The organism is Gordonia sp. NPDC003585, from assembly GCF_040610755.1.
In the GTDB taxonomy this organism is placed as follows: Bacteria; Actinomycetota; Actinomycetes; order Mycobacteriales; family Mycobacteriaceae; genus Gordonia.
Map to the genome: position 1 here is coordinate 1 of NZ_JBEXMX010000072.1, position 20,834 is coordinate 20,834.

Here is a 20,834-nt window from a genome sequence, read left to right on the forward strand (position 1 = left end):
CTGCGGCACTGGCCTTGCGCTTGCCGCGCCATGCGAGCGACGGCTTGCCCTCGGTGTCGGCGGCAGCGATCAGGAGTCCGCCCAGCAGGCTGACGTTCTTGAGGAACTGGGTGCGCTGCTGCGCGCGCACGGCAGGGTCGGTCTCCGCCCAGAATGCGTGGCCGGCGACGGTGGTCGGGACCAGACTGCCCGCGAGCACGGTCGACGCGACACGCGGGAACTTCCCGGTGGCGAGCAACAGGCCGCTGCCCACCTGAACCGCCCCGTTGATCCGCACCAGGGTCTCGGGATCGGTCGGGACCTTCTCCGTCGTCTCGTTGGGCAGCTTGTCGACGGCCTGTTCGACAAAGCCCTGCGCAACCTTGGCGCGGCGTTCCGGATTGCGAATCGAATCGACCCCGGCGTAGACGAAGACGGAGGCGAGCATCGGGCGGGCGATACGGCGGAGGATCATTCGGTCACGACCTTCTGGTGTCGGGGTTGTGTTGTTCGAATTCCTGCTGGTGCGCACTTCTTGGCTTTGTCCACGCTACCTGTTCGTCGCAGCGGGCCGTCCGGATCGCTGGTGAGTGGCGTGCGAGGAGGACGGTCGTCGCAGGCGTGGAACTCCTACCATCGCCAGCGCAGGCCCTGGGGTGTCTGGAGGCATATCGCGACGCCGTCGGTTGCGTAGACGCGCGCACGCGCGCCGAGCTTGGGGCACGGTGTGTTCAGTTGCGATGTCGTGATCGTCGGCCAGTGAGTCTTCTTGGTCGTCCAGTGGTTACCCATTCCGACGGCAGAGCAATAGAGCTTGCCGTCGGCGGAGTCCATGCCGCGCTCGTGGTCGTAACAAGGACCGCCCTCACGCTGCACCGACGATGGTTTCGCGCCCGCTTCTCCGGCCGCTCCGAGTAGTCCGATGGCCGGTGCTGTAAGAGCGAGCCCCGTGACTGCCTTCTTCATCGAATATTCCTCCACCGGAGCCCTTGCTCGGTCTGCTGACATTCGACGATGCCGTGGTTCTCGCGTGCCCTGGCTCGAGCTCCCAGCTTGGGGCAAGGGGAGCCGACCGACACCTTTGGTGCGGTGGATAGCGCCTTGCTGGTCCACACCCCGTTCTCATGCGAGCAGTACAGCTTGCCGTCCGCAGACTCCGTCTCGTAGGGATAGCACGGTCCGTCTTCGCGCTGCACTGACGCTGGGGCCGCGTGGGCAGTGCCGGTGACGATGGCGGCGCCAACCGTGACGGTGGCGAGAACTATTGTGCTGATGCGCTTCATGGCTGGCCTGTCGTGTCGGGGTCTAACGCGGGTCGCTCTTTGCGGCCACCGGGTCACTACAGACAAGCAGGCCACGCGTGGGCGCGCCTCCCCTTTCTGTAGTCGGACTTTGCGAGTTGTTGGTTCGGCCAGAACTGGAGTCGAAGTGGAGAAAGCGAGTGCTGCAGCACTCGCCTTCTCCCAATCGACTCCAGCTGTCGCGAGTGCCGGCCGATTCACCAGCCCCGCTCGCGCCACTCCGGCAGTGAGCCGCGTTCGGCGCCCAGCGTCGTGTCTTTGCCATGTCCGGGATAGACGACGGTGGAGTCGGGGTAGCGGTCGAAGATCTTGGTGCTGACGTCGTCGATGAGGGTGTCGAAGTCACCGGGTTGCCATGTTTTTCCGACGCCGCCGGGAAAAAGTGAGTCTCCCGTGAACAAGTGCACGGTGTCGCCGTCGGTGAGGGCGAGCGCGATCGATCCGGGAGTGTGACCGACGAGATGGATTGCGTCGAACGAGAGATCGCCGACGCTGATGACGTCGCCGTCGTCGACGAGGCGGTCAGGGGTCACCGGTAGTTCGGCTGCGTCGAGGCGTCCGGCCGTGGTGGGTACGCCGGTGGCTTCGGCGATCTGCTCGAGCGCCTGCCAATGGTCGAAATGCTGGTGTGTCGTGAAGATGAGTGCGGGTGTGCCGGGTAGCTGCTCGAGTAGGGCGGCGATGGTGTCGCCGTCGTTGGCGGCGTCGATGATCAGCTGGTCACCGGTCGCGCGCGAGGTCACCACGTAGACGTTGTTGTCCATCGGGCCGACGGAGAGTTTCACGATGGTCGCCGAGTCCAGCGTGCGGCGTTGTGGGGTCTTCGACTCGGACAGGTCGCCGGTATAGGTGTCGGAGATGGGGGCTGCTGCTGTCATGCAGACCACTCTAGGAGTGGGTGCCGATCGTGGCGGCAACTCCGGCCTGCGCGCTCGGGAGATCGGCTGCCGCGCAGGTCGCGAGTATCGTGGATGACTGGCCCCGATACCTGTGCGCACCCGGCGGAAAGCGTCCGTGGGAACTGCTGCGCCCGAACTTGTCGGTGGCTGCCGATATTGTGCGAGCGCGTGCGTCGTGCGCGCACGAACCTGCCGGTCACGCCCGTTGTGGCAGCCCGTCGCCGGGCGGGACCGACATCGAGAATGAAACGTTAGGACAGCAGTGGTTGATCGTCTGATCGTCCGTGGTGCGCGCGAACACAACTTGCGCGGCATCGATGTGGACCTCCCGCGGGACAGTCTCATCGTCTTCACCGGACTGTCCGGCTCGGGTAAGTCGTCGTTGGCCTTCGACACGATCTTTGCCGAGGGGCAGCGCCGCTACGTCGAGTCGTTGTCGGCGTACGCGCGTCAGTTCCTCGGGCAGATGGACAAGCCGGACGTCGACTTCATCGAGGGTCTCTCGCCCGCGGTGTCCATCGATCAGAAGTCGACCAACCGCAATCCGCGGTCGACGGTCGGCACCATCACCGAGGTGTACGACTACCTGCGACTGCTCTACGCACGCGCCGGTCGTGCGCACTGCCCGGTGTGCGGGGAACTCATCGCCAAACAGACACCGCAGCAGATCGTCGACCAGATCCTCGACATGGAGCAGGGCACAAAGTTCCAGGTTCTCGCGCCGGTGGTCCGTACCCGCAAGGGCGAGTTCGTCGACCTGTTCGCCGAGTTGCAGACGCAGGGATTCGCGCGCGCCCGCATCGACGGGATCATCTATCAGCTCAGCGATCCACCGAAGCTCAAGAAACAGGAGAAGCACGACATCGAGGTCGTCATCGACCGCCTCGTGGTGAAAGCCTCCGCCAAGCAGCGTATGACCGATTCGGTCGAGACCGGATTGCGTCTGGCCGACGGCATCGTGGTGCTGGACTTCGTCGACCTCGACGAGGACGACCCGCACCGTGAGCGTCGCTTCTCCGAGCGGATGGCCTGCCCCAACGGGCACCCGATCGCCATCGACGACCTCGAGCCGCGGTCGTTCTCGTTCAACTCGCCGTACGGCGCGTGCCCAGAGTGCGACGGACTCGGTGTGCGCAAGGAGGTCGACGAGGACCTCGTGGTCCCCGACCCGGACCTGTCGCTGGCCGATGGTGCAATCGCACCGTGGTCGGGCGGGCACAACGCCGACTACTTCCTGCGTCTGATCTCTGGGCTCGCAGACCAGATGGGCTTCGACGTCGACACCCCGTGGCGCAAACTTCCGATCAAGGCGCGTCGCGCGATCCTCAATGGCAGTGACCACCAGGTGCACGTCAAATTCCGCAACCGCTACGGCCGGACCCGTTCGTATTACACCGAATTCGAAGGTGTGATGGCGTTCCTGAGCCGGCGGATGGAGCAGACCGATTCCGAGCAGATGAAGGATCGGTACGAGGGCTACATGCGGGATGTACCGTGTCCGGCCTGTCACGGCGCGCGTCTGCGCCCCGAAATTCTTGCGGTCACGCTGGATCACCCGACGTACGGACCGCGCTCGATCGCCGAGGTGTGCGCGCTCTCGGTCGCCGAATGCGCCGACTACCTCAACGGCCTCGAACTCGACGAACGTCAGGCCGCGATCGCCGGCCGCGTCCTCAAGGAGGTGCAGGCGCGGATCACCTTCCTGCTCGACGTCGGGCTGGAGTACCTGTCGTTGTCCCGTGCGGCGGGGTCGCTGTCCGGCGGCGAGGCGCAGCGCATCCGGCTCGCGACGCAGATCGGCTCGGGACTCGCGGGCGTGCTGTACGTCCTCGACGAACCCTCCATCGGTCTGCATCAGCGCGACAACCGCCGGCTGATCGACACCCTCACCCGCCTCCGCGACCTCGGCAACACGCTGATCGTCGTCGAGCACGACGAAGACACCATCAGGGCGGCCGACTGGATCGTCGACATCGGGCCACGCGCCGGTGAACACGGCGGCGAGGTCGTGCACAGCGGCAGTTACAAGGACTTGCTGAAGAACCGCCGCTCGCTGACCGGTGCCTACCTCTCCGGGCGCGACGAACTGCCGGTGCCGGCGATCCGCCGACCGATCTCACGCAAGAAGCAGCTGACCGTCGTCGGGGCGCGCGAACACAACCTGCGCGGCATCGACGTCGAGTTCCCGCTCGGCGTGCTGACCGCGGTCACCGGAGTGTCGGGCTCGGGGAAGTCGACGCTGGTCAACGACATTTTGGCGACGGTGCTGGCCAACAAGCTCAACGGTGCCCGGCAGGTGCCCGGACGGCACACCCGGGTCAAGGGTCTCGAACAGCTGGACAAACTTGTGCAGGTCGACCAGTCGCCCATCGGTCGTACTCCGCGGTCGAATCCCGCGACCTACACCGGCGTCTTCGACAAGATCCGCACCTTGTTCGCGGCGACCACCGAGGCCAAGGTGCGTGGCTACCAGCCGGGCCGGTTCTCGTTCAACGTCAAGGGCGGCCGCTGCGAGGCGTGCGCGGGCGAGGGCACCATCAAGATCGAGATGAACTTCCTGCCCGACGTGTACGTGCCGTGCGAGGTCTGCCACGGCGCCCGTTACAACCGGGAAACCCTGGAGGTGCACTACAAGGGCAAGACGATCTCCGAGGTTCTCGACATGCCCATCGAGGAGGCTTCCGAGTTCTTCGAGCCGGTGACGTCGATCCACCGGTACCTCAAGACGCTGGTCGACGTCGGCCTGGGTTACGTCCGTCTCGGACAGCCGGCGCCGACGCTCTCCGGCGGCGAGGCCCAACGTGTGAAGCTCGCTGCGGAACTGCAGAAGCGCTCGACCGGCCGCACCGTCTATATCCTCGACGAACCGACCACCGGCCTGCACTTCGAAGACATCAAGAAGCTCCTCGGGGTGATCAACGGGCTGGTCGACAAGGGCAACACGGTTATCGTCATCGAACACAACCTCGACGTCATCAAGACCGCCGACTGGATCATCGACATGGGTCCCGAGGGCGGCAGCGGCGGCGGGACGGTGATCGCCGAGGGCACACCGGAAGACGTTGTCGCAGTCCCGGAAAGCTATACGGGCAAGTTCCTGGGCGAGATCCTCGACGTCGACGCGACGGTGGCGTCGGCCGGGTAGGGATTCAGGAACCCATCGACTTGCGTATCTCCTCGAGTCGCTTCTTGGCCGCCTCGTCGCGTTTGCGCATCATCTCGTCGGCCTGTTGGCCTTCCGGTGTCTCCTCGGCGAGCTCCTGTGACCCGATCGCGGTGCCGATCCGCTTCTCGATCTTGTCGCGGACAAAGTCGAAGGTCGGGACCCCGGCGTCGGTGTAGTCGGGGTCGGGGAGCGGTGGGATGAAGACGTCGCCCGTCGGCACCGGGGACGTGCCGGGTGAGGAGTCGCCGACGACCTCGCCATCGACGACGATCGGATCCTGATCGGGTGCGCCCGGGTTGCTCATGTACCCAGCGTACGGCGATTCGACGCCGGGTCAGCGGCGTCTGTCGCGTACCGGCCCGGTGTACTTCTCGCCCGGGCCTTCACCGGGCTCGTCCGGGTAGGCGCTGGCCTCCCGGAAGGCGAGCTGAAGCTGTTTGAGGCCGTCCCGGATCGGTGCGGCGTGGATGCCGAGATCGGCCTTCGACGCGTCGACCAGCCCGGCCAGCGCGGTGATCAGACGTCGTGCCTCGTCGAGGTCGACGTCATCGTCGCCTGCGCCCTCCGCCAGACCGAGCTTCTCCGCCGACGAGCTCATCAGCATCACGATCGCCTTGGTGATGACCTCGATCGCGGGAATATCGGCGAGGTCGCGCACGTTGTCGGATTCGGCTGTCGGGATACTCGATTCCTCCGGATCGTGAACACTTCCAGGGCCGCCGGGAGCCCCCTCACCAGCGGGGGAGTCCGACGGCGAATAGGTGTTTCCGGTCATGGCTGATAGACTCCCATAGCACGACCGCCCCGGTATTGCCCGGGGTCGCAAGTGGAGTTCCGCTCCCACCGTCGCGACGCGAATCCTCGCAGTTGCACGGTCCCGGTTCACGCCGACAGGTCGCACGTGTCACCCATGTGGTGCTGCCTGCGGTTCGGCGATCGACGTAAGTCGGTGAATCGGTCGGTAACGGAGCCCTGCCGGTGATCACTCACCGCGGGGCTCTTCTGCTGAGAGCGGCGCGCCAGTTGCGCCCAGTGATGATCGCGGCGGCCACCGACATAGAAACCTGATCAAGGAGGCCCCATCAGCACTGAGACCCGCATCAACGAGCGCATCCGCGTACCCGAGGTCCGTCTTGTCGGACCCAACGGTGAGCAGGTGGGCATCGTGCGTGTTGAAAATGCGCTCCGCCTGGCCGAAGAAGCCGATCTGGACCTGGTGGAGGTAGCGCCCGACGCGCGCCCGCCGGTGTGCAAGATCATGGACTACGGCAAGTTCAAGTACGAAGCTGCCCAGAAGCAACGCGAATCGCGCCGCAATCAGCAGATGACCGTCATCAAGGAGCAGAAGCTCCGGCCCAAGATCGACGACCACGATTACGAGACCAAGAAGGGTCACGTCATCCGGTTCCTCGAGGCGGGTTCCAAGGTGAAGGTGACCATCATGTTCCGCGGTCGCGAGCAGTCCCGTCCCGAACTCGGCTACCGACTGTTGCAGCGACTCGGCAACGACGTCGCCGACTACGGGTTCGTCGAGACCTCAGCGAAGCAGGACGGCCGCAACATGACCATGGTTCTCGCCCCGCACAAGGGAGCGAAGACCCGCGCGAAGGCACAGCAGACCAAGGAACGATCGGGTGGCCGCGAGGCCGCCGCGAGCGACCAGGCCTGAGCCGAGAAAGAGCTGGGTCGGCCACCCGCGGATGACCGCGGGCACCGACCGAACGACACGCGAATCGCAGCACCGGACCCGCACCGGTCCGGCGGTGCGATTCGCCCGAATGAAGGAAGAACATGCCCAAGAGCAAAACCCACAAGGGAACCGCGAAGCGATTCAAGGTCACCGGTAGCGGAAAGATCGTGCGCCAGAAGGCCAACCGTCGCCACCTGCTGGAGCACAAGTCCTCTCGCCGCACCCGTCGTCTCGACGGTGTCGCCGTGGTGAGCGAGAACGACACCCCGCGCATCAAGCGGCTGCTCAACCGCTGATTGCCCTCCCGGGCGCCGTACGCCGACCGCACCCGGGTCACCCACTGACGACTGAAGGATCTGACACATGGCACGCGTGAAAAGGGCCGTCAACGCCCAGAAGAAGCGTCGTTCGACGCTCGAGGCATCCAAGGGCTACCGCGGACAGCGTTCGCGTCTGTACCGCAAGGCCAAGGAGCAGCAGCTCCACTCGATGACCTACGCCTACCGGGACCGTCGCGCCCGCAAGGGTGAGTTCCGCAAGCTGTGGATCGCGCGTATCAACGCCGCGGCCCGCGCCAACGACATCACCTACAACCGCTTCATCCAGGGCCTGAAGGCCGCCGGTGTCGAGGTGGACCGCAAGGTTCTCGCCGACATCGCGGTCACCGACCCGGAGGCCTTCACCGGTCTGGTCGAGGTTGCCCGCAAGGCGCTCCCCGCCGACGTGAACGCTCCGGCTGCCTGATTCAGGTTCCGAGCGACAACCGACCCGTGACGCAGCGGGGACAATGGATTCCATGACGGAAGTGTTGTCCGACCGCTCGTCGCGGGTCGTGTCGTATGCGAAGCTCCTGCGCGCGTCGGTGCGTCGCGCCGAAGGACGCTTCCTCGTCGAGGGCGCCAACTCCGTCGACGCCGCACTGCGCACGCACCGCGCCGAAGTGGTGCTGGTCGCCGAAGATGACGAGCACCGATTCCAGGAGATCATCGCCGCGGCGCGTGGTCACCACATCCCGGTGGTCGCCGTCACCGCACGAGCGGCCGCGAAACTCTCCGACACCGAGACGCCGCCCGGCCTCTTCGCCGTGTGCACGTTGCTCGACACCTCCCTGGCCGAGGTCCTCTCGCGGGAGCCGCGACTGCTGGCGATCGCCGTCGAACCCAGAGAGCCGGGTAATGCGGGAACGCTGATCCGCTGTGCCGACGCGATGGGTGCCGACGCCGTCGTGCTGCTCGGCGACGCGGTCGACCCGCACAACGGCAAGTGTGTGCGATCGAGCGCCGGCAGCGTCTTTCACCTGCCGATCGTGCGTGAGCGCGCGACACTCGACGCTCTCGAGACCATTCGCGCGGCCGGCATCACCATTCTCGCCACCGCGGCCGACGGTGAGGTCGTCCTCGACGACGCGGATGCGCTGCTGGCCCAGCCGACTGCCTGGCTGTTCGGAAACGAGGCTCACGGACTTCCCGTGCAGGTCCAGGACGCCGCCGACCATCGTGTTTCCATTCCGATCCGGGGTCGGGCCGAGAGTCTGAACATCGCTGCGACAGCGGCGATCTGCCTGTACGAGAGTGCCCGCGCACACGCCCGTGGCTGACGCGTCGGGACAACGCTGCGCAACACTGTCGGGACCACCCGGTAGGGTCGCCTCTCGTGTCTGAACCACAAGCTCCCGCATCGGCCGCGACCACCGAACCCAGCCCGATCACCCAACCGTCGCCCGAGGCGGTGAACGCGCGCATCACCTCGGCCATCGCCACCGAACTCGGTGTCGGCGTGGGCCAGGTGCGTTCGGCTGTGGACCTGCTCGACGGTGGCGCCACCGTGCCGTTCGTCGCGCGCTATCGCAAGGAGGCGACCGGCGGGCTCGACGACGTGGCCCTCCGTACGCTCGACGAGCGGTTGGAGTATCTGCGTGAGCTCGAGCAGCGACGCGCCGCGGTGCGGGAATCCATTGCAGGGCAGGGGAAGCTCGACGCCGAACTCGACGCGCGGATTGCCGCCGCGGACACCAAGGCGCGACTCGAGGACATCTACCTCCCGTACAAGCCGAAGCGGCGCACCAAGGCACAGATCGCGCGGGAGGCCGGTCATCAGCCGGTGGCCGATGCCCTGCTCGCCGACGCCGCCACCGACCCGGCCGGTTACACCACCGAACAACTCGACGGGGCGCGCGCCATCATCGTGGAGACCTTCGCCGAGGATGCCGATCTGGTCGGCGAACTGCGCGAGGCGATGTGGCAGCGCGGAGTGCTGCGCACCGCGGTCCGCGACGGCAAGGAATCGGCGGGCGCCAAGTTCTCCGACTACTTCGATTTCTCCGAGCCGTTCACGTCACTGCCGTCGCACCGAGTGCTCGCCGTGCTGCGTGGTGAACGCGAGGACGTGCTGTCGGTGACGCTCGATCCCGATCCGGACGCCGAGACCGACGCCGCCGGCCGCCCCACCGGTCCGACGCACTACGAACGGCTGATCGCGGCACGTTTCGACATCGCCGATCACGGACGCGCCGCCGACCGCTGGCTGCTCGACACCGTCCGCTGGGCCTGGCGGACCAAACTGTTCGTCGGGCTCTCCCTCGACATCAGGATGCGGATGCGGCAGGCCGCCGAGGCCGACGCGGTGGGCGTGTTCGCGACCAACCTGCGCGATCTGCTTCTCGCGGCACCGGCGGGTGCCCGCACGACTATGGGGCTTGACCCCGGGCTGCGCACCGGCGTGAAAGTGGCGGTGGTCAACGCCACCGGCAAGGTGGTCGAGACCGCCACCATCTACCCGCACGAGCCTCGCCGCGATCGGTCCGGTGCGCTCGCGGTTCTCGGTGCGCTGGTCGCCCGGCACGGGGTCGAGCTGATCGCGATCGGCAACGGAACCGCGTCCCGGGAGACCGACGCACTCGCCGGCGAACTGCTCGCCGCGATCAAGACGGCGGGCAGCGCGCCGCCGATCAGTGTCGTCGTGTCCGAGGCGGGCGCCTCGGTGTACTCGGCGTCGGCCTACGCGTCGAAAGAACTGCCCGACCTCGACGTCTCGCTGCGTGGTGCAGTGTCGATTGCGCGTCGGCTGCAGGATCCACTGGCCGAACTCGTCAAGATCGACCCGAAGTCGATCGGCGTCGGGCAGTACCAGCACGACATCTCCGAGGCCCTGCTGGCCCGCTCGCTGGGAGCGGTGGTCGAGGATGCGGTGAACGCCGTCGGTGTCGACGTGAACACGGCGTCGGTGCCGCTGCTCGCACGGGTGTCGGGGATCACCACCGGTCTGGCGGAATCCCTTGTCGCGCACCGTGATGCTCACGGCGCGTTCCGGCGTCGTACCGAACTCAGCAAGGTTCCACGGCTCGGCCCCAAGGCGTTCGAGCAGTGCGCCGGGTTCCTGCGTATCCCCGGTGGCGACGATCCGCTCGACGCGTCGAGCGTGCATCCCGAGTCGTATCCGGTGGTCGCGCGGATCGTCGAACGGGTGGGAACCGATGTGTCGACTCTCATCGGCGACACCGCGACCCTCACGCGGCTGCGTCCGGACGACTTCGTCGACGACACCGTCGGCCGACCGACCGTGATCGACATCATCGCCGAACTCGACAAACCCGGCCGCGACCCCCGACCGGAATTCACCACCGCGACGTTCGCCGCCGGCATCGAGAAGGTGTCGGATCTGCGTCCGGGCATGATTCTCGAAGGTCAGGTCACCAACGTGGCGGCCTTCGGCGCGTTCGTGGATGTCGGTGTGCACCAGGACGGTCTGGTGCACGTCTCTGCCATGGCGCATCGATTCGTCTCCGATCCGCGAGAGGTGGTCAAGTCGGGCGACGTCGTCAAGGTGAAGGTGATGGAGGTCGACGTGGCGCGCCAGCGCATCGGTCTCTCACTTCGTCTCGACGACGATCACGAGGCGGCCGGACAGGGCGGGCACGGCGGACGTGGTGGTCGTGACGAGAACCGCGGTGCCGACAACCGTCGTGGCGGTGGAGGCGGCCGTGGAGGTGGCGGGGGCGGACGGGACCGTCGACCTTCGGGCAGTGGCAATACGACTGGGAGAACGACTGGCAAGAACGACCCCAAGTCCAGAAACGATCCCGGGGCGAAGAAGGTGGGAGCGGGCAAGTCCGGCGGTGACCGCAGGCGTGAGACCCGTCCTGCCCCGTCGGGCGCCATGGCCGACGCGTTGAAGCGAGCCGGCTACGGGAAGTGATCCGTCGACCGTGCGCCCCCGGTCCGTTGACCGTGCGTTCGGACCCGTCGACTACTCTCGACTGGGGTCATCGCACCAGGTGACCGACCGATACGCGTACACGAGGAGTGCAGCAGACCGTGGCTTCATCCGCCGACCAACCGGTGTTTCCGGACCAGCAGGAACTCGAGAACGCCGCAACCGCGGCCATTTCGGCGTTCACCGCGGCCGCCGACCTGGATGCGCTGGCCGAGGCCAAGACCGCACACCTGGGTGACCGGTCGCCGATCGCGCTCGCCCGACGCGCTCTCGGGTCGCTCCCCAAAGAGGAACGTTCGGCCGGCGGGAAGCTCGTCAACGAGGTGCGGGGACGGGTGTCGGCCGCACTCGACGACCGCACGGCCGCGCTGCACGCCGAGCGGGACGCGGCGGTCCTGGTCGAAGAGACGGTCGATGTCACGCTGCCCAGCAACCGCCGCCGAACCGGTGCACGGCACCCGATCACGGTGATCGCCGAACAGGTGGCCGACGTGTTCGTCGGGATGGGCTGGGAGATCGCCGAGGGACCCGAGGTCGAGACCGAACACCACAACTTCGACGCCCTCAACTTCCTGCCGGATCATCCGGCGCGGTCGATGCAGGACACCTTCTACGTAGGACCTGAGGGGTCGCGGCAGGTGCTGCGCACACATACCTCGCCCGTCCAGGTGCGCACCATGCTGAGTCGCGAGGTGCCGATCTACGTCGCGTGCCCGGGCCGCACGTTCCGCACCGACGAACTCGATGCGACACACACGCCGGTGTTCCACCAGATCGAGGGTCTCGCCGTCGACAAGGGGCTGACGCTGGCGAACCTGCGCGGCACCCTCGAGGTGTTCGCGCGGGCATTGTTCGGCCCCGAGACCACCACCCGCATGCGGGCGAGCTACTTCCCGTTCACCGAACCGTCGGCCGAGGTCGACGTCTGGTTCCCGGCCAAGAAGGGCGGCCCGGGCTGGGTGGAATGGGGCGGCTGCGGCATGGTCAACCCGAATGTGTTGCGCGCCAGCGGTATCGACCCCGACGTGTATTCCGGCTTTGCCTTCGGGATGGGCCTGGAACGAACCCTGCAGTTCCGCAACGACATCAACGACATGCGCAACATGGTCGAGGGCGACATCCGCTTCACGCTGCCGTTCGGCCCAGCTGCCTGAGCAACAACCCAGAAAGAAGCAGACAACAGTGCGTGCACCACAGTCCTGGTACACCGAGGTCCTCCGGCAGGGCGATCCGCAGTGGTCGGCCACGGCCGCCGAGGTCGACGCCGCTTTCGTTCGCGTCGGCTTCGAGATCGAGGACATCGAATCCTTCCCCGAGATCACCGGTCCGCTGGTGGTCGGGCGGGTCGAGACCATCGAAGAGCTGACCGAGTTCAAGAAGCCCATCCGCTTCTGCACGGTCGCCGTGGGTGAGGCCGAGCCGCGCGAGATCGTCTGCGGTGCAAGGAACTTCGCTGAAGGCGATCTGATCGTCGCGGCGCTGCCGGGGACAGTGCTGCCCGGCGGTTTCGAGATCGCCGCGCGCAAGACCTACGGGCGGGTGTCGGACGGCATGATCTGTTCGGTGTCCGAGTTGGGCATCGGCAACGACCACAGTGGAATCCTCGTCCTCGCACCCGGAACCGCGGAACCCGGTGCCGACGCGCACGAGGTGCTCGGTCTGTCCGATGTGGCGATCGACGTCAACGTCACCCCCGACCGCGGCTATGCGTTCTCGGTCCGGGGCCTCGGCCGTGAGTTGGCCGGGAGTTTCGGTGTGCCGTTCGTCGACCCCGCACAGGGCAACGACGCGGTGGTGACGGGTGAGGGCGCCCCGTGGCCGGTCGCGATCGACGATGATTCCCAGGCCACCCGCTACACCGCACGTGTGATCACCGGTGTCGACGCGAATGCGGTGTCGCCGTGGTGGATGCAGAAGCGCCTGCTGGTGGGAGGTGTGCGTCCGATCTCCGCGATCGTCGACGTCACCAACTACGTGATGCTCGAGTTGGGTCAGCCCCTGCATGCGTTCGACGCCGACCGTGTCTCGGGCACGGTGACCGTGCGCGGTGCGCGACCGGGGGAGAAGCTGACCACCCTCGACGGCGTCGACCGGGTACTCGACCCCGAGGACGTGGTGATCGCCGACGACACCGGTCCGATCGCGCTGGCCGGCGTGATGGGCGGCGCCACGAGCGAGGTGGGGGACGCCACGACGACGGTCCTGCTCGAGTCGGCGACCTTCGATCCGGTGCGGGTCTTTCGTACCGGTAAGCGCCACAAGCTGACCTCGGAGGCCAGCAAACGGTTCGAGCGCACGGTCGACCCTTCGATCACGGCCGCCGCCTCCGATCGGGCTGCCGCCTTGATCGTCGAGATTGCCGGCGGTCAGATCGCGTCGCCGCTGTCGGAAGCTCGCGTCGAGGTGGCGGCCGCGCCGGCGATCACCATCGCCGCAGACGAACCCGACCGCACCGCGGGCATCGTTTACCCGGTGGGAACCACCGCGGCGCGGCTCACCGAGGTCGGCTGTGTGGTCACCGGCACCGACCCGCTGCATGTTCAACCCCCGTCGTGGCGTCCGGACCTGCGGCAGCGAGCCGACCTGGTCGAAGAGGTGCTGCGTCTCGAAGGTCTCGAACAGATTCCGGCCGTGGTGCCCAACGCCCCGGCGGGCACCGGGCTCACCGCGGCGCAGCGCCGCCGGCGCAGCATCGGGCGCACCCTGGCGCTCGACGGCTATGTCGAGGTGCTGCCGTATCCCTTCATGCCGGCGGGTGTCTTCGACGCCTGGGATCTGCCCGCCGACGACCAGCGTCGTCGCACCGTCAAGGTTCTCAACCCGCTCGAGGCCGATCGCCCGGAGCTCAACACCACGCTGCTGCCCGGCCTGCTGGAGATGGCATCGCGCAATATCGCCCGCGGCCAGCGCGATCTCGGCCTCTACACCGTCGGACAGGTGATGTTGGCCGGCGGAGAGGGGCCCGTGGTTGGCGCGCTGGACGTCACGCGACGACCGACCGACGACGAGATCGCGGCCCTCGACGCCTCGCTGCCGCGCCAGCCGCTCCATGTCGCCGTGGTGCTCACCGGACTGCGGGATCCTGCGGGGCCGTGGGGGCCGGGTCGGCAGGCCGACTACCTCGACGCGTTCGAGGCTGCGCGCACGATCGGCCGGGCGGCGAACGTGCACGTCGAACTCGTTGCCGACGACCATCGCCCGTGGCATCCGGGGCGGTGTGCCCGCATCACGGTCGACGGTGTCACCGTCGGGCACGCCGGAGAACTGCATCCGGCCGTACTCGAACGACTCGGATTGCCGCCGCGGGTCTGTGCGGTGGAGGTCGAGGTCGACGCACTCCCGATCACCACGGCGCTTCCGGCCCCGATCGTGTCCGTGTTCCCCGCGGTCCTGCAGGATGTGGCCGTCGTCGTCGCCGACACGGTGCCCGCCGCACAGGTTCAGGACGCGTTGCGCGCAGGTGCAGGCGAACTGCTCGAGTCGATCGAACTGTTCGACGTCTTCACCGGTGACCAGGTCGGCGTCGGGCACAAGTCGCTCACCTTCGCGCTGCGTTTCCGCGCCGAGGATCGAACGCTGACCGAGGACGAGGCGAACGCGGCCAAACTTGCCGCCGTCGCCGAGGCGACCGACAAGGTGGGCGCGCGGCTGCGGTGATCCGAAGGATTCGGTCGCTGCCTGAGGTGGCTCGGTTCGAACCACCCGGGATGTGAATGTATTTGCATCACCGTGCATAATGATCGCATGACTATTCGGGTGGCGGTGGCCGGTGCGAGCGGCTACGCGGGCGGTGAGATCCTTCGGTTGCTCTGTGGTCACCCGCGTCTGAGATCGGGTGATCTCGAGATCGGTGCGCTGACCGCGGGCGGAAACGCCGGGACGGCCCTCGGCGTCCACCATCCACATCTGCTCCCGCTCGCCGATCGCGTGCTCGAGGAGACCAGCCCCGAGATCCTGGCCGGGCACGACGTCGTCTTCCTCGGGCTGCCCCACGGCACGTCGGCCGTGATCGCCGACGCCCTGCCGCCGACGACCCTCATCATCGACTGCGGTGCCGACTTCCGGCTCGGTGACTCCCAGGACTGGGCGGACTATTACGGCGGTGAGCATGCCGGAACCTGGCCATATGGACTGCCCGAGTTGCCCGGGAACCGTGAAATCCTCAGCGGCGCAAGCCGGATCGCGGTTCCAGGCTGTTATCCCACGGTGTCGATCCTGTCTCTGCTGCCCGCGGTCGCCGCGGGTCTGGTGGAGCCGCACGTGACGATCGTCGCGGTCAGCGGCACGTCCGGCGCGGGCCGGTCGCCGAAGGTCGATCTGCTGGCGTCCGAGGTCATCGGCTCGGCACGGGCCTACGGGGTCGGTGGCGCACACCGGCACACCCCGGAGATCGCGCAGGCCCTCGCCGCTGCAGCCGATCAGCCGGTCACGGTGTCGTTCACGCCGGTCCTGGCGCCGATGGCCCGGGGCATCCTGGCGACCTGCACCGCACGATCGAATGCGTCCGCCGAGGAGGTACGCGCGGTCTACGACAAGGCGTACGGCGACGAGGAATTCATCCATGTGCTGCCGGAGGGGCGTCTTCCCGCGACCGGATCGGTGATCGGTTCCAATGCCGTGCAACTCGCGGTGACGGTCGACGAACGGGCCGGGACGTTGGTCGCGGTCGGTGCCGTGGACAACCTCACCAAGGGCACCGGCGGTGCCGCCGTGCAATCGATGAACCTGGCACTGGGCTGGGACGAGACCGAGGGACTGAGCACCGTGGGGGTGGCGCCGTGAGCGCAGGTGGTACGGACACAAGCAACAGCTCCGACGACCGGATCGAGGGTGGTGCGCCCGGCGACCACTCGCGACTGGTGCGCGAACAGGGCGTCACCGCTCCGCTGGGATTTCGTGCCGCGGGAATCGCTGCCGGAATCAAGGCATCGGGCAAAGAAGACCTCGCGCTCGTCTTCAACGAGGGCCCCGACTACACGGCTGCGGGCGTTTTCACCCGCAATCAGGTGAAGGCCGCGCCGGTGTTGTGGTCGCAGCAGGTACTCACGACCGGCCGGCTGCGCGCGGTGATCCTGAACTCGGGCGGCGCGAACGCATGTACCGGTCCAGGTGGATTCCAGGACACCCATGCCACCGCGGAGGCGGTCGCAACCGCATTGAGCAACTGGGGGACCAGCACCGGCGCGGTCGAGGTCGCGGTCTGCTCGACCGGACTGATCGGCGATCGACTCCCGATGGACAAGGTGCTCGCCGGGGTCACCGAGATCGTGCAGGAGATGGGCGGTGGGCTCTCGGGCGGAACCGACGCCGCGTACGCGATCATGACGACCGACACGGTGCCCAAACAGGTTGCGCTACATCATCCACAGGGCTGGAACGTGGGTGGCATGGCCAAAGGTGCCGGCATGCTGGCGCCGTCGCTGGCGACCATGCTGTGTGTGCTGACCACCGACGCCCACGCCACCGCCGAACAACTCGACACCGCGCTGCGCAAAGCCACGGCCCGCACGCTGGATCGGCTCGACGTGGACGGCTCGACCTCCACCAACGACACTGTGCTGCTGCTCAGTTCGGGGGCCAGTCAGATTCCCGTCGAGCAGGCCGATCTCGACGCCGCAGTGTTCGCGGTGTGCGACGACCTCGCCGCCCAGCTGATGGCCGACGCCGAAGGCGTAACCAAGCGAGTCGTCATCACCGTGACCGGGGCACGCACCGAGGAGGAGGCGGTCACCGTGGCCCGCACGGTGGGGCGCGACTCGTTGGTCAAGACCGCCCTCTTCGGCTCGGATCCCAACTGGGGCCGGGTGCTGGCGGCCGTCGGCATCGCCCCGGTGCAGATCGATCCCGACCGCATCACGGTGTCGTTCAACGGAAACCTGGTGTGCGCCAATGGTGTCGGCGTCGAAGGTGCCCGTGACGTCGACCTGTCGGGTGCCGACATCGAGGTCCTCGTCGACCTTGCACTGGGCACCGAGACCGCCGCGATCCGGACCACCGACCTGTCGCACGGCTACGTCGAAGAGAACTCGGCGTATTCGTCATGATCAGCGGAGAGCAGCGGGCCGAGATCCTCGCCGAGGCACTGCCCGCCCTGCAGAAGCTGGCCGGCGCCACCGTCGTGGTCAAGTACGGCGGCAACGCCATGGTCGACGACGATCTCAAGCGCGCCTTCGCCGCCGACATGGTGTTCCTGCGTGCCTGCGGGATGCATCCGGTGGTGGTGCACGGTGGCGGCCCGCAGATTTCGGCGATGCTCAAACGCCTTGGGCTGCAGGGTGAATTCAAGGGCGGATTCCGGGTGACCACGCCCGAGGTGATGGACGTCGCCCGGATGGTGCTGTTCGGTCAGGTGGGCCGCGAGCTGGTCGGGCTGATCAACGCACACGGCCCGTACGCGGTTGGCATCACCGGCGAGGACGCGCATCTGTTCACCGCAACGCGCCGCACCGTGCTCGTCGACGGTGCCGCCACCGACATCGGCCTGGTCGGCGACATCACGTCCGTCAACACCTCTGCGGTCCTCGACTTGCTCGGGGCCGGCCGCATCCCGGTGGTCTCGACCATCGCGCCCGATCGCGACGGCGTCGTGCACAACATCAACGCCGACACCGCGGCAGGAGCCTTGGCGCAGGCTCTCGGCGCGTCGCGACTGGTGATGCTCACCGACGTCGAAGGTCTGTACACCGACTGGCCCGACCGCTCGTCTCTGGTCGCCCGCATCACCACTGACGACCTCGAAACACTGTTGCCGCGACTGGATTCGGGGATGGTGCCCAAGATGGAGGCGTGCCTGCGCGCGGTCACCGGCGGTGTGCAGCGCGCCGACGTCATCGACGGTCGGGTCGCGCACTCGGTCCTCGCGCAACTGCTGACCACCGCATCCACCGGAACCACCGTCGTGGCCGAAGACGAATCACCGATCGAGGAGACGTCATGACCGCACCCCTTCAGCAGCGGTGGTCGACATCGCTGATGAACAACTACGGCACACCCAAGCTCGCGCTCACCCACGGTGAAGGTGCGCACGTCTACGACGCCGACGGCAACCGCTACCTCGACCTGCTCGGCGGGATCGCGGTCAACGCCCTGGGCCACGCCCACCCGGCGGTCGTGTCGGCGGTGACCGAGCAGATCCAGACCCTGGGCCATGTGTCGAACCTGTACATCAATCCGCGGGTCGTGGAGCTCGCCGAGGCGCTGCTCGACAAGTTCGGGCAGCCCGGCCGAGTCTTCTTCTGCAACTCGGGAACCGAGGCGAACGAGGCGGCCTTCAAACTTGCCCGGCGTACCGGCCGACCGGAGATCGTGGCCGCCGACGCCGCCTTCCACGGCCGCACCATGGGTGCTTTGGCGATGACCGGCCAGCCGGCGAAGCGCGAACCCTTCGAGCCGATGCCGCCGGGTGTGCGATTCGTTCCTTACGGAGACGCAGCAGCCCTCGACGCCGCCGTGACAGAGAACACGGCAGCAGTGATCCTCGAGCCGATCCTCGGTGAATCGGGTGTCGTGGTACCACCTGCCGACTACCTGGCGACCGCCCGCAAGATCACCACCGAGCGGGGCGCGCTGCTGATCCTCGACGAGGTACAGACCGGCGTCGCGCGCACCGGCACCTTTTTCGCCCATCAGGCCGCCGGTGTGGTTCCCGACGTGATGACGCTGGCCAAGGGCCTCGGCGGTGGCATGCCGATCGGTGCCACCATCGCGACCGGTCCGGCGGCCGAGTTGTTCACGCCCGGGCAGCACGGCACCACATTTGGCGGCAACCCGGTTGCGGCCGCCGCAGCACTCGCGGTGATCGCGACCGTCGACGACCTCGGACTCACCGAACAGGTTGCGGCCGTGGGCAAGTCGATTGCGAGCGGGATCGAGGCACTGGATCACCCGCTGATCGATCACGTCCGCGGCGCCGGGCTGCTGCTCGGCATCGTACTCACCGCACCGGTGTCGGCCGCGGTGGAGACCGCGGCCCGCGAGTCGGGCTTCCTGGTCAACGCGCCGGCGCCCGACGTCGTGCGGCTGGCACCACCGCTGATTCTGACCGAAGACCAGGGCCACGAGTTCGTCGGCGCGCTGCCGGCGATCCTCGACGCGGCCACGAAGGAGAAGGCATGACGCGGCATTTCCTGCGGGACGACGACCTGACACCGGCCGAACAGGCCGAGGTGCTGGCGCTGGCCGCCGAGGTGAAGGCCGACCCGTTCTCGCGTCGTCCGCTGGAAGGTCCGCGCGGGGTCGGCGTGATCTTCGACAAGAACTCGACCCGCACCCGCTTCTCCTTCGAGATGGGCGTGGCGCAGATGGGTGGCCACGCGGTCGTCGTCGACGGTCGCAACACCCAACTCGGGCGCGACGAGACCCTCGAGGACACGGGTCGGGTGCTGTCGCGCTTCGTCGAGGCGATCGTCTGGCGGACCTTCGGTCAGGAACGCCTCGAAGCCATGGCGTCGACTGCGTCGGTACCGGTCATCAACGCGCTCTCCGACACCTTCCACCCGTGCCAGGTGCTCGCCGACCTGCAGACGATCATCGAACGCAAGGGCACGGCCTCGGGCCTGTCGATGACCTATCTGGGTGACGGTGCCAACAACATGGCGCACTCACTGGCGCTCGGCGGGGTCACCGCGGGTATGCACGTGACGATCAGTGCGCCGGCCGGTTTCGAACCGGACGCCGATGTCATCGCGGCGACCGAGCGCCGGGCCGCGCAGACCGGCGGGTCGGTGCGCCTGGTGACCGACCCGATCGAGGCGGCGACCGGTGCTGACGTGCTCGTCACCGACACCTGGGTGTCGATGGGGCAGGAAGACGACGGCAAGGACCGCAAGGCACCGTTCCGCACCTATCAGATCAACGATGGTCTGCTCGCCAAGGCCGCCGACGACGCGATCGTGCTGCACTGTCTGCCCGCACATCGCGGTGACGAGATCACCGACGAGGTGATCGACGGACCGGCCAGCGTCGTCATCGATGAGGCGGAGAATCGCCTGCATGCGCAGAAGGCGTTGCTCATCTGGCTGTTGGAGCATCAGTGACCGCCGCGGGCAAGGACTCCCGGGAGCATCCCGAAGCTCGGCTGGCAGCCACCCGCGCCGGTCGGCTCGCCCGGATCGTCGACATCCTGGCCGCGCACCAGGTGCGCAGCCAGTCCGAGTTGCAGCATCTGCTCGCCGACGAGGGCATCGACGCAACCCAGGCCACGTTGTCGCGTGATCTGGACGAGCTCGGTGCGGTGAAGCTCCGGGCCGCCGACGGTGGCGTCGGCGTGTACGTGGTGCCCGAGGACGGTTCGCCGGTTCGGGGCGTGTTCGGCGGCACCGACCGTCTGTCCCGACTGCTGGCGGAGCTGCTGGTCTCGACCGATGCGAGCGGAAACATGGCCGTGCTGCGCACGCCACCCGGCGCCGCGCACTACCTGGCGAGCGCAATCGACCGCGCGAACCTACCCGACGTGCTCGGCACCATCGCCGGGGATGACACCATCTTCGTAGTGGCGCGCGACCCGGTGTCCGGCGCGGACGTGGCCCGACGAATCGAGGGCCTCGTGTAGCCATCGAGGCCCGTCGATCCCAATCGAAGAACCCACA

19 protein-coding genes are annotated in these 20,834 nt (G+C 67.4%); 14 read left to right on the forward strand and 5 right to left on the reverse strand.

Features of this window, described 5'->3' with window-relative positions; translation table 11 throughout:
* From ABZW74_RS18260 to ABZW74_RS18270, 3 genes are all read right to left on the reverse strand, one after another.
* Positions 1-454, reverse strand: a 454-nt coding sequence (locus tag ABZW74_RS18260) for a DoxX family protein (RefSeq protein WP_355278179.1), incomplete at its 3' end; no start/stop codon positions are given.
* Positions 455-609: 155 nt separating this feature from the next.
* Positions 610-945, reverse strand: a complete 336-nt coding sequence (locus ABZW74_RS18265; protein WP_355278181.1) for a hypothetical protein — start codon at positions 943-945, stop codon at positions 610-612.
* A 532-nt stretch (positions 946-1,477) separates the two neighbouring features.
* Complete coding sequence (locus ABZW74_RS18270; protein ID WP_355278184.1) at positions 1,478-2,158, reverse strand: MBL fold metallo-hydrolase; 681 nt, start codon at positions 2,156-2,158, stop codon at positions 1,478-1,480.
* 283 nt (positions 2,159-2,441) lie between these two features.
* On the opposite strand from ABZW74_RS18270, the gene uvrA reads away from it, so the two are divergent.
* A complete protein-coding gene (gene uvrA, locus ABZW74_RS18275; protein ID WP_355278186.1) occupies positions 2,442-5,324 on the forward strand; it encodes an excinuclease ABC subunit UvrA in 2,883 nt (960 codons plus the stop codon).
* 4 nt (positions 5,325-5,328) lie between these two features.
* Here uvrA and ABZW74_RS18280 read toward each other — a convergent pair whose 3' ends face one another.
* Both ABZW74_RS18280 and ABZW74_RS18285 read right to left on the reverse strand, forming a co-directional pair.
* Complete coding sequence (locus ABZW74_RS18280; protein ID WP_355278189.1) at positions 5,329-5,649, reverse strand: PspA domain-containing protein; 321 nt, start codon at positions 5,647-5,649, stop codon at positions 5,329-5,331.
* 30 nt (positions 5,650-5,679) lie between these two features.
* Positions 5,680-6,120: a DUF1844 domain-containing protein gene (locus ABZW74_RS18285; protein ID WP_355278192.1), complete on the reverse strand. Its 441-nt coding sequence runs from the start codon at positions 6,118-6,120 to the stop codon at positions 5,680-5,682.
* 306 nt (positions 6,121-6,426) lie between these two features.
* On the opposite strand from ABZW74_RS18285, the gene infC reads away from it, so the two are divergent.
* The 13 genes from infC to ABZW74_RS18350 all read left to right on the forward strand — a co-directional run bounded on the left by infC (position 6,427) and on the right by ABZW74_RS18350 (position 20,797).
* Positions 6,427-7,014 (forward strand): translation initiation factor IF-3, encoded by a 588-nt coding sequence (infC, locus tag ABZW74_RS18290; RefSeq protein WP_240856024.1) that lies wholly within the window; start codon positions 6,427-6,429, stop codon positions 7,012-7,014.
* Between the two features lie 122 nt (positions 7,015-7,136).
* The gene (gene rpmI / locus ABZW74_RS18295; RefSeq protein ID WP_240855627.1) at positions 7,137-7,331 is read left to right on the forward strand and encodes a 50S ribosomal protein L35; all 195 of its coding nucleotides are present in this window, start codon (positions 7,137-7,139) and stop codon (positions 7,329-7,331) included.
* A gap of 67 nt (positions 7,332-7,398) precedes the next feature.
* A complete protein-coding gene (rplT, locus tag ABZW74_RS18300; protein ID WP_005178731.1) occupies positions 7,399-7,779 on the forward strand; it encodes a 50S ribosomal protein L20 in 381 nt (126 codons plus the stop codon).
* A 52-nt stretch (positions 7,780-7,831) separates the two neighbouring features.
* A complete protein-coding gene (locus tag ABZW74_RS18305; RefSeq protein WP_240855625.1) occupies positions 7,832-8,632 on the forward strand; it encodes an RNA methyltransferase in 801 nt (266 codons plus the stop codon).
* Positions 8,633-8,763: 131 nt separating this feature from the next.
* Positions 8,764-11,229 carry a Tex family protein gene (locus tag ABZW74_RS18310; protein WP_355278212.1) on the forward strand — a complete coding sequence of 822 codons (2,466 nt, stop codon included), beginning with the start codon at positions 8,764-8,766 and terminating at the stop codon, positions 11,227-11,229.
* Between the two features lie 119 nt (positions 11,230-11,348).
* A complete protein-coding gene (pheS, locus tag ABZW74_RS18315; RefSeq protein WP_240855622.1) occupies positions 11,349-12,401 on the forward strand; it encodes a phenylalanine--tRNA ligase subunit alpha in 1,053 nt (350 codons plus the stop codon).
* A 28-nt stretch (positions 12,402-12,429) separates the two neighbouring features.
* A complete protein-coding gene (pheT, locus tag ABZW74_RS18320; RefSeq protein WP_355278198.1) occupies positions 12,430-14,904 on the forward strand; it encodes a phenylalanine--tRNA ligase subunit beta in 2,475 nt (824 codons plus the stop codon).
* A gap of 87 nt (positions 14,905-14,991) precedes the next feature.
* Positions 14,992-16,029 (forward strand): N-acetyl-gamma-glutamyl-phosphate reductase, encoded by a 1,038-nt coding sequence (argC, locus tag ABZW74_RS18325; protein WP_240855611.1) that lies wholly within the window; start codon positions 14,992-14,994, stop codon positions 16,027-16,029.
* Positions 16,026-17,291 (forward strand): bifunctional glutamate N-acetyltransferase/amino-acid acetyltransferase ArgJ, encoded by a 1,266-nt coding sequence (gene argJ / locus ABZW74_RS18330; protein WP_355278200.1) that lies wholly within the window; start codon positions 16,026-16,028, stop codon positions 17,289-17,291. The genes argC and argJ overlap by 4 nt, the downstream gene beginning before the upstream one ends.
* Positions 17,288-18,184: an acetylglutamate kinase gene (gene argB, locus ABZW74_RS18335; RefSeq protein WP_240855606.1), complete on the forward strand. Its 897-nt coding sequence runs from the start codon at positions 17,288-17,290 to the stop codon at positions 18,182-18,184. The genes argJ and argB overlap by 4 nt, the downstream gene beginning before the upstream one ends.
* Positions 18,181-19,362, forward strand: coding sequence for an acetylornithine transaminase (locus ABZW74_RS18340; protein WP_355278203.1), 1,182 nt, complete (start codon positions 18,181-18,183; stop codon positions 19,360-19,362). The genes argB and ABZW74_RS18340 overlap by 4 nt, the downstream gene beginning before the upstream one ends.
* Positions 19,359-20,282 (forward strand): ornithine carbamoyltransferase, encoded by a 924-nt coding sequence (gene argF / locus ABZW74_RS18345; RefSeq protein ID WP_240855603.1) that lies wholly within the window; start codon positions 19,359-19,361, stop codon positions 20,280-20,282. The genes ABZW74_RS18340 and argF overlap by 4 nt, the downstream gene beginning before the upstream one ends.
* A complete protein-coding gene (locus tag ABZW74_RS18350; protein WP_240855601.1) occupies positions 20,279-20,797 on the forward strand; it encodes an arginine repressor in 519 nt (172 codons plus the stop codon). The genes argF and ABZW74_RS18350 overlap by 4 nt, the downstream gene beginning before the upstream one ends.
* Positions 20,798-20,834: the final 37 nt, after the last annotated feature.